Origin of the sequence: Nostoc sp., from assembly GCF_036919675.1 — a bacterium.
GTDB lineage: Bacteria > Cyanobacteriota > Cyanobacteriia > Cyanobacteriales > Nostocaceae > Nostoc.
In genome coordinates, this window is the sequence record NZ_JBALCP010000114.1 from 71,584 (window position 1) to 84,557 (window position 12,974).

The 12,974-nt window shown below is 41.3% G+C and carries 9 protein-coding genes and 2 pseudogenes; all 11 read left to right on the top strand.

Going from position 1 to position 12,974, the window contains the following annotated elements:
- Nucleotides 1-73: 73 nt before the first annotated feature.
- The 11 genes and pseudogenes from hpsE (V7K49_RS25430) to ftsY all read left to right on the top strand — a co-directional run bounded on the left by hpsE (V7K49_RS25430) (nt 74) and on the right by ftsY (nt 12,217).
- Nucleotides 74-1,042, top strand: coding sequence for a hormogonium polysaccharide biosynthesis glycosyltransferase HpsE (gene hpsE, locus V7K49_RS25430; RefSeq protein ID WP_335208120.1), 969 nt, complete (start codon nt 74-76; stop codon nt 1,040-1,042).
- 24 nt (nt 1,043-1,066) lie between these two features.
- Nucleotides 1,067-2,053 (top strand): hormogonium polysaccharide biosynthesis glycosyltransferase HpsE, encoded by a 987-nt coding sequence (gene hpsE / locus V7K49_RS25435; protein ID WP_335208122.1) that lies wholly within the window; start codon nt 1,067-1,069, stop codon nt 2,051-2,053.
- The gene (locus V7K49_RS25440) at nt 2,046-3,122 is read left to right on the top strand and encodes a glycosyltransferase (protein WP_335208124.1); all 1,077 of its coding nucleotides are present in this window, start codon (nt 2,046-2,048) and stop codon (nt 3,120-3,122) included. Before hpsE (V7K49_RS25435) ends, V7K49_RS25440 begins: the two co-directional genes overlap by 8 nt.
- Nucleotides 3,100-3,657 (top strand): type II secretion system protein, encoded by a 558-nt coding sequence (locus tag V7K49_RS25445; protein ID WP_335208126.1) that lies wholly within the window; start codon nt 3,100-3,102, stop codon nt 3,655-3,657. Before V7K49_RS25440 ends, V7K49_RS25445 begins: the two co-directional genes overlap by 23 nt.
- 31 nt (nt 3,658-3,688) lie before the next feature.
- Nucleotides 3,689-4,351 (top strand): annotated as a pseudogene (locus V7K49_RS25450) (TIGR04282 family arsenosugar biosynthesis glycosyltransferase).
- A gap of 338 nt (nt 4,352-4,689) precedes the next feature.
- Nucleotides 4,690-5,532 (top strand): hormogonium polysaccharide biosynthesis protein HpsJ, encoded by an 843-nt coding sequence (gene hpsJ-B / locus V7K49_RS25455; RefSeq protein WP_335208127.1) that lies wholly within the window; start codon nt 4,690-4,692, stop codon nt 5,530-5,532.
- Between the two features lie 126 nt (nt 5,533-5,658).
- A complete protein-coding gene (locus tag V7K49_RS25460) occupies nt 5,659-6,552 on the top strand; it encodes a glycosyltransferase family 2 protein (RefSeq protein WP_335208129.1) in 894 nt (297 codons plus the stop codon).
- Nucleotides 6,553-7,154: 602 nt separating this feature from the next.
- A pseudogene (locus V7K49_RS25465) lies at nt 7,155-8,267 on the top strand (IS630 family transposase).
- Between the two features lie 405 nt (nt 8,268-8,672).
- Entirely contained in the window at nt 8,673-9,386 is a 714-nt protein-coding gene (locus V7K49_RS25470) for a DUF502 domain-containing protein (RefSeq protein WP_442942266.1), read from the top strand.
- Between the two features lie 121 nt (nt 9,387-9,507).
- Nucleotides 9,508-10,149, top strand: a complete 642-nt coding sequence (gene nusB, locus V7K49_RS25475) for a transcription antitermination factor NusB (RefSeq protein ID WP_335208130.1) — start codon at nt 9,508-9,510, stop codon at nt 10,147-10,149.
- Between the two features lie 415 nt (nt 10,150-10,564).
- The gene (gene ftsY / locus V7K49_RS25480) at nt 10,565-12,217 is read left to right on the top strand and encodes a signal recognition particle-docking protein FtsY (RefSeq protein ID WP_335208132.1); all 1,653 of its coding nucleotides are present in this window, start codon (nt 10,565-10,567) and stop codon (nt 12,215-12,217) included.
- The last annotated feature ends 757 nt before the right edge of the window (nt 12,218-12,974 follow it).

Consider the following 12,974-nt stretch of genomic DNA (forward strand, 5'->3'; position numbering starts at 1 on the left):
ACTGATAAATTAGCCATTGGCTAAACATATAAAAAGCCTCCCAATCAAAATATCAAAATGTAACTTTTATTAAATGACTGAGAACCTTGACTTTACTGTAGCTATTCCAACTTACAACGGTGAAAGTCGTCTGCCTGAACTACTAGAACGACTACAAAACCAACTTCACACCGAAAATTTATCTTGGGAAATTATAGTTGTAGACAATAACAGCACTGATAACACAGCTAAAGTTGTTCAAACCTATCAACAAAATTGGCGGTGTCTTTACCCTTTAAAGTATTGCTTTGAAGCGCGACAGGGAGCAGCTTATGCCCGAAAAAGGGTAGTTGCAGAAGCCAAAGGTAGATTCATAGGTTTTCTAGATGATGACAACTACCCAGTATCAAATTGGGTATCCGCAGCTTATGCTTTTGGTGAAAAATATCCCAAGGCGGGAGCTTATGGCAGCCAAATTCACCCTGACTGGGAAGTAGAACCACCAGAAAATTTTCAGCGAATTGCTCCATTCTTGGCAATTACAGAGCGAGGTAATTTCGCGCTATTATATGAAGCGGCCAAAAAATTACTACCTCCCTCTGCCGGACTTGTTGTCCGTAGACAAGCCTGGTTAGAAAGTGTACCAGATAAGTCTATTTTAACCGGGAGAGTTAAAGGCAGTATGCTTACCAGTGAAGACTTAGAAATGTTGTCTTATATCCAAAAATCAGGTTGGCAAATTTGGTATAACCCAGAAATGAAAATTTCTCACAAAATCCCAAGTTCCCGATTGCAAAAAGACTATTTAATTCCCTTTTTTCGAGGTATTGGACTTAGCCGTTATGTCACTAGAATGGTAAATGTCAAATATGTATATAGACCAGTTGCTCTTTTAGCTTATATGATAAATGATCTGCGTAAAATTGCTTTACACTTAATCAAATACAGATCAGTATTGAAAACTGATTTAGTTGCAGCTTGTGAAATGCAACTGTTTTTAAGTAGTTTAGTTAGTCCTTTTTATCTTTGGAAAAACGGCTATTTAAGTAAAAAATACAATTAAAAATTAAATATATACATGAATCCAATGAGTGAAAAACTAGATTTTACCGTGGCTATTCCTACATATAATGGTGCAAAGCGGTTACCTCAAGTTTTAGATTTTCTACTCAAGCAGACGGGAATAGAAAAGTTAAATTGGGAAATAATTATTATTGATAATAATAGCCATGATAATACCAAGGAGGTAATTGAACATTATCAAAAAATTTATAGCCAAAATATTTGTTTGAGGTACTTCTTCGAGAAGAAACAAGGAATACCCTTTGCAAGAATGCGGGCTATAAGTGAAGCTAGAGGCGACTTGATTGCATTCGTAGATGATGATAATCTATTAGCATCTGATTGGATTTTAGAATCTTATAGTTTTGGCAAAGAGCATCCTCAAGCAGGTGCTTGGAGTGGACAGATTCATGGAGATTTTGAAGTAAAGCCGCCAGAAAATTTTGAAAGAATTCAAGCTTTTTTAGCTATCAGAGAACATGGTTCAAATCCACATTTGTTTGATGCAGCTAATTTAAGACTTCCTCCTGGCGCAGCGCTTGTTGTTCGGAAACAAGTATGGTGTGAAAATGTACCACAACGATCTACTTTAAGCGGGAAGTTGCCTGGCATTTTTGTGCAGGGTGATGACTATGAAGCATTGCTTTATATACATTATGGAGGCTGGCAAATTTGGTATAACCCTAGTATGCATACTTATCATCAAATACCACATTGGCGACTTGAGAGAGATTACCTCTTAACTCTGGCACGCGGCTGTGGCTTGTGTATTTTCCAGCTACGCCTGATAAATGCTAAAAATTCCCAAAAACCAATAATTTTGGTTAAAACTATCTTGGGCAATTTACACAGGATATTACAGCATCTCATTAAATATAGAGGTCAATTAAAAAGTAATTTAATCGTAATTTTTGAAATTAATTTTTACTTGGCTAGTATGATGAGTCCCTTTTATTCCCTAAAATTGAAGTTAGACAGAATATTAGAAAATACAACTATAGAAAATGAGTAAATTAACTGTATATGTAACAGCAATCTCTGTAATTATACCAACTTACAATAGTGAAAAAACCATTAAAGAAACAATTCAATCTGTTTTAAACCAAACTTTTGCTAACTTTGAATTAATTATAATAAATGATGGTTCACAAGACTCGACTGTAGATGTTATTACACAAATTCAAGACTCCCGAATAAGATTATTTTCCTATCCAAACGCTGGCGGGAACGTCAGCCGTAACCGAGGGCTAAACCTTGCAGTTGGAGAATTTGTTAGTTTCTTAGATGCAGATGATCTTTGGACACCTGATAAACTTCAGTCTCAATTCAAGGCTCTACAAGAAGACGTTACTGCAAAAGTTGCTTACAGTTGGGCTGATTATATTAATCCAAATGGTAAATTCCTACTTTCAGGCAAGCGCATTAATGTTAATGGAAATGTTTATGAAAATTTATTAGTAAATAACTTTTTAGAGAATGGTTCCAATCCCTTAATTTGTAGAAAAGCTTTAATTACATTAGGTGGCTTTGATGAATCTCTAAGTGCAGCTCAGGATTGGGATATGTGGCTGCGATTAGCCTCTAAATTTGATTTTATATGTGTACCATCTGTACAAATCTTATATCGCATAAGTGCTAATTCACTTTCTTCCAATCTTGTTAGGCAGGAAAAAGCCTGCTTACAAGTGCTTAAGATAGCGTACAAAGAAAGACCTTCTCTACGAGACGCTACGCGAACGACACTTAAGCATAGTTGGAATATAAGCCTAGCAAATTTATATAAATACTTGACCTGCAAAGCCCTACAAAAGCCGTTTAATCGACAAAAAGCTCTAGCAGCTGCTAGATTTCTGTGGAAGTATTTTCTTAACGACCCTTCAAGACTTCAGAATATAAATTTCACCTTAAAATTGTTATTGAAAATTGTCATAATTTTTACCTTGCCCACCTTACTCTACAGTATTACTAATCGGCGCGAAGTAAGAAGCCAAGAACCTGAAACATTGCTCAACATCTGGGTAGCTAAAAACCGACCAGAAAACAAAAATGGATACCTAGATGCATTTACGATCTCTAGTTAACGCAAAAAATCTCTTGAATAAGCACTATAACAGTGGTTTTACCTTACCAGAGATGTTAGTAGTTGTTGTATTAATTGGTATATTAGCCACACTGGGAATACCTAACTGGCTAGCTTTTGTGGAAACTCAACGCCTCAACACTGCCCAAAACGAAGTTCACCTTGCTATGCACCAAGCCCAAAGGCAAGCTACCAAGGAAAAATTGACTTGGCAAGTCAGCTTTCGTGAACAAAACAGTATCGTTCAATGGGCGGTTCATCCTGCTACAGTAAACCCATCTGCTGCTAACTGGAATAACTTAGATTCCAATGTGCACTTAGATAATCAGGAAACAACTCTACCAGAGTCAAATGGCATCAAGCAAATCCAATTTGATTACAAAGGTAATGTCAGTAAACCACCGCTAGGACGGATAACACTATCTACTAAGTATGGTGGTAAAGTTAAGCGTTGTGTGATTGTTTCTACGATTTTAGGAACAAAGCGAATGGGCAAAGATCATGCTACAGCTAATGACAACAAGTATTGCTATTAAGATATTTTTAGTTTATTTAAATAAATATTGCGTGCTGAACTTACCAGCAAGTGCAAAACAGCACCTGATTATTTTCACTTGCTATCCAGACCCAGGTAAGACAAAAACCCAATTGATACCTGCTTTGGGATCTATTGATGCTGCCAATTTTAACGCCAGATGACTGAACATACAATATTTCAGGTTCAAGAATTGTAAAAAGCCATTACTATATCTGTGGAAGTGCGGTTTGCAGGTAGCGATTCGCAACTCATGTAAGACTGGCTGGGGTTGGATTTGGTTTACCAGTCTCAAGGTGAAGGGGATCGACAGTTTGCGGATGGCGCGATCGCTTAGAAATGCTTTTCTATCTGAAGCAGAAAAAGTAATTATCATCGGCACAGATTGTCCTGGAGTGAATGCCCAAATTCTAGCAACAGTGTTTGAGAAGTTACCCACCTTTGACCTCGTACTTAGTCCTGCGATCAATCGTGGATATTACTTAATTGGTTTGCGTCAACCCATCCCGGAGTTATTTGTTAACAGCGAGTGGGGAACTGCTTAACTATTCCAGAAAACCGTTGACATTGCCCTGAAACTTAATTTATCACATGTGAACTTGTCGCCTTTAGCTGATGTTGACCGACCGGAGGATCTGCCGATTTGGGAACAAGCCCTTGCAGGGGAGATGAGGGTGATGAGGAAGATAAGGTAATAAATGAGTCGGACTCTAGAACTGAATGGTACTTACTTAAGCAAAAGTTGCTGCCCAGATTCCCGACTTCTTCAAGAAGTCGGGGATCTAAATCTAGCTTCAGTGAGATTCTACTCCCCAGTCCCGCATTAACTTCGTATCTTAAAACACCAGGGATTTCCTGAAGACACAGTACATAACAAATGTTACTCTGGGCTAGTTGAAAACCAAGAAGCAGATAGCCTTGACCAGTATTGAATCTGCTTTGTGTTTCTACACAATAGTCACAGTCATGGGCACAATATTCAAGTAGCTTGAAATATGAAAATCACTCGTATTCACCACAAGTTTGAAAAATTATGGTTAACCGTCTTGCTTCCGTGAGCACTGCTCTCACAGTTAAGGTAGTTGGAATAATCTGCATTTTGTCCTTTTTCGTTGACTTTTTGATTCTATTGTTACCTTTTCAACCTACTGATCGGGTATGGCAAATCAACTTGGCAACAGCGCTAGTTGATCGGGGAATTGTTCCTTTAGTAGGTTTGGGGCTTCTGTTTGCTGCCTATTGGATTGATAGTGCTGATACCACAAGCGATCGCCCCCAAGGTATCGATTTAAGATTTCCCGCCCTGATCCTATCAAGTATTTTGGGGTTGATGTTCTTGCTGATTTTTCCCCTGCACCTTAATAACGTCAATCAAGCTAAGACTCAAACACTCAACCGCATCACCCAAGAAGCAGATCAGGCAGAAATTCAACTGAACAATCGATTATCGCAATTGCAAGCACAACTGAATACTGACCAAGGAAAAGCTCAACTAGAGCAGTTGCGAAACCAAACCAAAGCTCAGTTTAGTGAAATCCTCAAAGATGAGCAAAAATATAAGCAAACACTTGAAAGCTCTCAAATTCCCGCAAATATAAAAGAGTTACTGAAGAAGGCTAAAACAGATCCCCAAGTACTTGACAAAGCTATCGAACAACAAACAGATCCTCAGATACTGCGAAATCAACAACTGAGCCAAGTTCGCCAGCGCAGAGACGAAGCAGAGCAACAAGCTAAAGATGCTGCTTGGAAGTCTGGACTGCGGATTGGGATTAGCAGTTTGCTGTTGTCCATTGGTTACATTATCATCGGCTGGACAGGCTTAAGAGGTAGAGGTGCTTTACAAGGTGCTAAACCTAGAGCTACCGCCCGCTAATCCACTATCAGTATGGCAGTAGGATCTATCCAATAATTGTTGACAGCCCATACTGCCATGCGCCTAATAGCTAATAACAATAAAAAGGCAATTATCAGTTAGTAAAATCGCTATAAAACCTGGGTAATGTTCTCAATTTACATACTGACATATAACGAAGAGCTAGATATTGCTGCTTGTATCGAATCGGCGATACTATCGGATGACATCATTGTTGTGGATTCATGCAGTAGCGATCGCACTGTGGAAATCGCTAGTTGCTATCCCATCCGCGTTATCCAACACGCTTTTGAAAGCCACGGACGCCAACGTACCTGGATGTTAGAGTCTATCCCCCCGAAGCACGAATGGGTTTACATTCTCGAAGCTGATGAGCGCATGACACCAGAGCTTTTCGCGGAATGCGAAAAGGTAAGTCAGAATCTACACTACATCGGTTACTACGTAGCTGAACGTGTCATGTTTATGAATCGTTGGATTCGCTACAGCACACAGTATCCCCGTTACCAAATGCGCCTCTTCCGCTACGGTAAAGTGTGGTTTACAGACTATGGTCATACTGAACGGGAAGTTTGTGAGGGTGCAACTAGCTTTTTAAAAGAAACATACCCTCATTACACTTGTAGCAAAGGCTTGAGCCGCTGGATTGAAAAACATAACCGTTATTCTACAGATGAAGCTCAAGAAACATTGTATCAACTAGAACAAGGAAAGGTGAACTGGCAAGATTTATTTTTTGGCAAATCGGAAATCGAAAAACGCCGTGCTCTTAAAGATTTGTCTTTGCGTTTACCCGCCAGACCGTTGCTACGCTTTGTATATATGTATTTTATCTTAGGCGGATGTTTAGATGGAGGTGCTGGACTTGCTTGGTGTACATTGCAGGCATTCTACGAATACCTGATTTTGCTCAAAGTTTGGGAAATGAAGTATTTACCAAAACCTAATTTAGACGCAACAGTAATTCTGGCACAAGAGAGTACACAACAGGTGCAGTGCGCGGATTCTGAAGCTACATAGGCTGATGCGGTGTAAAGGGGACTGGAGATTACAAGGCAGGACTTACGCATTGAAAACCTGAAACCTAGATCCCTCATAACGCACGCCACTTGACGCCAGTCCGCTCAAGTCGAGCCAGCCGCAAGCGGCGGTTCCCCCGCTAAAGGACTGGCGTGGGAGACCCACCGCCCACGCAGCTGGCTCCCCTTAAAAAAAGGGAAACCTTAAGAGCTAACTTTTATAAGGGGGTTGGGGGATCTCCTCTGCGTAAATTTTAGAAGGATTACGCACTGCAATTTCAAGCAGCGATCGTCTACGGTAAGCGGGGACGCGATCGCAAAATCAGAATTTAGAAGTAGGAGTGCACAGCTAGCTGTACACTCCTATCGCGTGTTCCACTTAAACGAGAACCACCATAATAAATTAATATTTTTAACAGAATATTTTCATAAAAGCCACTCCGGCTCAAATATGAGTGACTGACCAGATAAAATAATTCCTCAGTTTACCTGGTGCTCCTTTCACAATCATGAGCAGCTTTTGATTGAGCACGGTAGATTAGTAAGCTATTCCACATTTAAATCGCATAAAATAACAACAAGATAAACTCCAGTTTGTGCATGATGGCAGTCAAGGGATTCCTCAACCAAGAACAGAGAGAAAACTTACAAAAAGCAGTCAGAGAAGATGATTGTGTGTTACTTAGAGAGAGAGCGCTAATGTTGCTGCTGATGAACGATGGTAAGACTTATGCAGAAATTAGTGAGTTTATCGGATGCGGATTGAGGACAGTAGTATATTGGTGCGTGCATGGTGATCCAGACAACATAGAAAGTCTGAAGGATAAACGTGAGAAAGGAAATCATTCTAAAGCGACGGATGAGTATATTCAATTGTTAATGGAAACAATTGAAAAACCACCATCAGAGCTAGGGTATGAATTTGGTAGATGGACAGCAGCTAGATTAGCAACTTACTTGAGCGAACAAACAAGAATAAAGTTAAGTGGAGAACAAATAAGGAGGATACTGCTTAAAAAAAAGTTCATTTACCTATGGGCAAAATATAGCTTGGAGGAGAAGCAAGACCCAGCTAAAAGAGCAGCATTTAAACAGAAGTTAGGAGGATATATATAAGTATCAAAAGCTTCCCCAGCAAAGCTTCAGGTCTGGTTTTGGGATGAGTCAGGTTTTAGCTTAAGAGTAATTCGACGGAAAAATTGGAGCCAAAAAGGCCAAAGCAAAAAAGTTACAGGACAACGGAGTAGTGGCAAAGTCAATATCATGGGAGCTGTCAGATTTAATCACCGGAAAAGAATTTGTTATTTTGTAGAGAAAGGAAACAGTGATATTTTCTACGAGCAATTACAACAACTATATGAACAGGTAAAGCCAGAATGGGTATAACAGGATAATGAATCGGAAGATTTTACTGAAAAAGATCCAAAAATTTTCATTGTTTTAGATAATGCTAGTTATCACAAAAATAAAACAATGCTAGCCGAACTTGAAACAAATTTACCAAATATTCAACTGTACTTTTTACCGCCTTATAGTCCCGATTATAATCTGATTGAGTTAGTGTGGCATTCGGGTAAAGAATATATTGCTCATCGATTATTTCAATCAGTTGAGCAGTTAAAGAATTTATTAGACCGACTGCTTAATCAAGGACAATTAATTATTAAATGGCATCGGAGAGTTAAAAATAAAGGTAATGCTGTTATAGCAAGTTAAATGTGGAACAGCTTAATACTTAAGGACTTGCAACAATCATTTACAAGTCTTACAAAGAAAAGTAACATCCTCTGAGAATAACCAGTCGCCATCGGATTGGTTAATATCTATGTGTATGCTTATAGGAAAATAGCTGATTTCCAGCAACAAGTATGTGTTTTGGCGGCAGCAGCCAAGCTGCTAGCGTTTTGGAAAGTTACTTGTGGCAGAAGCTGCTGTCAAGTAAAGCCTTTGCTATTTGACTAAGGGACTGACAAAAAATAAATTATCCAAAATTATTTGTACATTTGTAGGGGCGTAAGGCCTTGTGCCCCGGAGATGGGATGTTTTTTTAACTGGAAGTCCCTAATATGCTGGTATGGATACCAATAAAAAAAGTTTAGCTTAAAACAGGAGAATCGGGGCTTGGTAATCGATCGCCTAAAACAGGACTTAAAAAACGACCTGATTGCTGGTTTGTTGGTAGTAATTCCGTTAGCAACCACTATCTGGCTGACAATTACCATTGCTACTTGGGTAATCAACTTCCTCACCCAAATTCCCAAACAGCTGAATCCCTTTGATGGCTTAAACCCAATTTTAGTAATTTTACTGAATTTATTAGTAGGATTGGCTGTACCTCTACTGAGTATCTTATTGATGGGCTTGATGGCTCGCAATATTGCTGGGCGGTGGTTGCTAGATTTTGGTGAGCGGTTATTACAGGCAATTCCTTTAGCAGGGCAGGTATATAAAACCCTGAAGCAGCTTTTAGAAACAATACTCAAAGATTCCAATGGCAAGTTTCGCCGGGTAATTTTGGTAGAGTATCCCCGTCGAGGAATTTGGGCGATCGCCTTTGTTACTGGTGCAATCAGCAGTGATATCCAAGCCCAGATGTCTCGCCCCGTGCTAAGTGTTTTTATCCCCACCACCCCGAATCCGACTACCGGATGGTACGCAGTCGTTCCTGAAGACGAAGTGGTGAACCTCTCCATGTCGATTGAAGACGCCTTTAAAATAGTTGTATCAGGTGGCATTGTCGCCCCCAATACGTCCTTGGTTTTCCCCAAAGAGTCCACATTGGAAGTCAAACACGACCAAATCAAGCAGCAGGTTATTCCCGTTGAAGAAACTTAAAATCAATCTGGCAAAGTCACAAGCAAATGCGTAATGTTGTTGTTGGACTGTGCCAAAATTGATAGGCTTGTAAGTTTGTCCCGCCTAGTTATCAGTTCTCGCACAATCACCTCTCATTTTTATGCAACCTCGTAAACCCCAGCAAATTGCTCGTGAATTAGCGCTTTTAAGCCTTAGCCAATTGCCAGTTAACCCAAAGAAATTAGATAAATTGGCAGACGATCAACTAGTATCCAAGTTGGTGCTAGGAGCAGTACGCACCCTGACCTCAGAAGTGCAAGATACCCTTGATAATGCCGCGGGTGAACTGCAACGCAGTAACGATCGCATCTTAAGTAGCCAAACTCGGGCTTCCGACATCAATAGTGCTAGAACAATGCTTCAAGAGGCGATCGCCTGTACCCAGACAGCAATCAATCAGTTGGGTACAGCAGTTGATTTCCCAGAATTGATTCAGTTAGCTAATCAGGATAAAGGAGTCCGGAATTACGCTAAAGAGCTTGTGATTACCGTCAACGAAAATCGACACATTATAGATGAACTCCTTTCTAGTGCCTTAGTAGATTGGCAAGTAACTCGCCTCGCCCAAATTGACCGGGATATCTTACAAATCGCTGTGGCAGAAATGAAGTTCTTAGGAGTTCCAGATAGTATTGCCATCAACGAAGCTGTGGAGCTAGCCAAACGCTACAGTGGAGACGACGGTCATCGGTTTATTAACGGTGTTTTGCGCCGAGTCACTGAGCAGAAAAAAACAGCATAGTACTGCTACGTAATTCGTAATTCCTATACTGCCGTAGAGAAAAGTCTGTAGCCGCAGAAGCAGCTTTCTCCGAGATTCTCCCTACAGCCCTTCTCAAGACAGGAGACGCTCTTGCGTTCGGGCATCCTACGACAGGCGCTAGCCTCTGGCAATGTGAGAAGGGGAGCCACTCGCTCAGAGGGGTTTCCCCAAGTAGAGGAGCCAGCCGTGTGGGCGGGTCTGGCGACTTGAGCGGACTGGCGTCAAGTCGCGTGAGACACTGCACGAACGGAAGGAACCCTCTGTTGTACCGATTCTTCTCAAACTGGCGTTGAAAGGTGAGGATAACCCGGAAGTTTTCACCCCAAGAAAAAGTGCAAAGTTAAATTAAACTCATAACTTATAACTTATAACTCATATAACTAATATTGCTGCAATGGTTTTTAATTGGTTCCGTCGTCAATATAACGATTCCTCTAACACTCCCTCTGATCAGAAACAGGAAGAAACTCCTGCGGTACAAGAACCCCAACCAGAGCCAGCCGAAACGTCAACACCAACTGCTGAAACTGTACCAGACACTACGGCAGATTTATTGGCGTTTGCTAAAGCTGCCTACAAAAATATTCAGCAAAAACAACAAGCTGAGGTAGTAGAAACCCCACCTGATTCAGCACAACCTGAAACCGCAAAAACGGCAATTGCGGAAATCACTGAACCAGAAGCAATTGAGGAACCTGTTAGTACAATTGTAGAAACTGCACAGCCAGAAGTTATCCAAGCAGCTACTCAGGAAGAAAGTACAGAAGATTCCTCAGTAGCAGCAATTGGTAAAGAGCCAGATGTCAAAAGCCCAGAAATAAAGGCAAGTGAAGTTGAACCAACGCCCATCGAACCACCAGCTACGCTAGAGGCAACACAGCCAACAGCACCAACTACCTTATCCTTCTTAGAACGGGCGGCAGCAGAACGGCAAGGCAAGCTGGAACAACTAATAGCCACCGCCATTGTAGTTCCAGAACCGGAGGTAGTACAGCCAGTAGCTGCAACCTCAGAGACAGGAGAGGAAATTCCTGGACTAGTATTTGATGATGGGTTTGTCTGGTCAGCGAAAGTCCTAGCAGCTCAAGGTAGAAGTCCAGAAGACGTTTCTATTGAAGAAATTACCTGGCTGAAAAAGCTCCGGCAAGGGTTAGACAAAACTCGTCGTAGCATCCTCAACCAACTAAAGGCGATCGTCGGTCAAGGGCCGCTTAACCAAGCTGCTGTGACAGAAATTGAGGCATTGCTCCTGCAAGCTGATGTGGGTGTAGAGGCGACAGATTTTATTATCAATGCCCTACAGAAAAAACTTCGAGAAGAAGTCACCGCACCTGAAGAAGCGATCGCTTACCTGAAAAAAATCCTGCGGGATATGCTGGATGCACCGAGCAAGATATCTCATAAAACTACCTTTACCCTAGAAAAAGAAACCTTAAATATTTGGTTAATCACTGGGGTGAATGGTGCCGGTAAAACCACCACCATCGGCAAAATTGCCCACTTGGGACAAAAATCTGGTTATAAATGCTTGATTGGGGCAGCAGACACCTTCCGTGCCGCTGCCGTGGAACAGGTCAAGGTTTGGGGTAGTAGAAGTGGTGTAGAAGTAATTGCCAATCCTGGGAAAAATACAGATCCGGCAGCAGTTGTATTTGATGCGATCGCTGCCGCCCAAGCGCGTCAAACAGAATTACTTTTGGTAGATACAGCTGGGCGATTGCAAAACAAGAAAAATTTAATGGACGAACTCAGCAAAATCCGCCGAATTATCGACAAAAAAGCCCCAAATGCCAAAGTAGAATCTCTGTTGGTTTTAGATGCCACTTTAGGTCAAAATGGACTGCGCCAAGCCGAAGTTTTCTCCCAAGCTGCCCAACTAAGTGGCGTTGTCTTAACCAAACTGGACGGCACTGCCAAAGGCGGTGTTGCCCTTGCCGTTGTGCAGCAGCTAGGTTTACCCATTCGCTTTATTGGTGCTGGCGAAGGAATTGAAGACCTGCGCCCCTTTTCTAGCTATGAGTTTGTCGAAGCTCTCTTGAGTGGCTAGTTGAAAAATTTATAGTTAAAAATTTTTCTTGACAAACTGATAAATTTAGGGCTGACTGATCTGGTATTATCACTTGAACTAATTAGAAACAAAATACTGGAAACAGCTCAAGTCCTAAAATCATGAGTTTGCCACAATAGATGGGTAACTCTTGCTAAAATTTCAAGTTAATGCCCTTTTTCACGCCCTGAATGGGCTTTTTAAATGTAGCAGCGGGCATTTAGTTGCGACACATAAAAGCCCGTAAACTCGCATCTTGCAGCAATTTAAATGGCAGTCGAGACGCTTACCCCCATAAATACAACTATTTATTGTGGGAGGACAGCAGTCTGAGCAATGAGTAGTGCGTTGGGGAGCCAGCGCGGGTGAGTCCAGCACTGCGGGAGGGTTTTCCTCCACAAGTGACTGGTATTGGCTATGGCGACTTGAAGCAACTGCGTTAGCGAGTCGAAAGAGGTACAGGCTGCACGTAACTTACTTAAGAGTAGGAGTACGAGCGTCAGATGTTTGCCCAGCACTGACCTCAGGAAAAGGACGGCTTCCGACCATCAGAACTTCGGAGAATCGTCCACTGTGGACTCAAAAAGCGAATTGGTGTAAGTAAGCTGGTTCAACACTCCCAGGTGCATTCTCAGATATTACTTGCAAAAGTATCACAAATATTTTTTGTAGTAAATTGAGAGGTTTGAACTCTGATAGTTAAATGACAACACTCTTTCTGGCTTTTGACTTAAAGTTCTTGGAGAAGATTTTTCTA

Excerpts from the sequence above, each read along its gene's own strand:
- hpsE (WP_335208120.1), top strand. The coding sequence starts at position 74 with ATGACTGAGAACCTTGACTTTACTGTAGCTATTCCAACTTACAACGGT.
- hpsE (WP_335208122.1), top strand. The coding sequence starts at position 1,067 with ATGAGTGAAAAACTAGATTTTACCGTGGCTATTCCTACATATAATGGT.
- V7K49_RS25440 (WP_335208124.1), top strand. The coding sequence starts at position 2,046 with ATGAGTAAATTAACTGTATATGTAACAGCAATCTCTGTAATTATACCA.
- V7K49_RS25445 (WP_335208126.1), top strand. The coding sequence starts at position 3,100 with ATGCATTTACGATCTCTAGTTAACGCAAAAAATCTCTTGAATAAGCAC.
- hpsJ-B (WP_335208127.1), top strand. The coding sequence starts at position 4,690 with ATGGTTAACCGTCTTGCTTCCGTGAGCACTGCTCTCACAGTTAAGGTA.
- V7K49_RS25460 (WP_335208129.1), top strand. The coding sequence starts at position 5,659 with ATGTTCTCAATTTACATACTGACATATAACGAAGAGCTAGATATTGCT.
- nusB (WP_335208130.1), top strand. The coding sequence starts at position 9,508 with ATGCAACCTCGTAAACCCCAGCAAATTGCTCGTGAATTAGCGCTTTTA.
- ftsY (WP_335208132.1), top strand. The coding sequence starts at position 10,565 with ATGGTTTTTAATTGGTTCCGTCGTCAATATAACGATTCCTCTAACACT.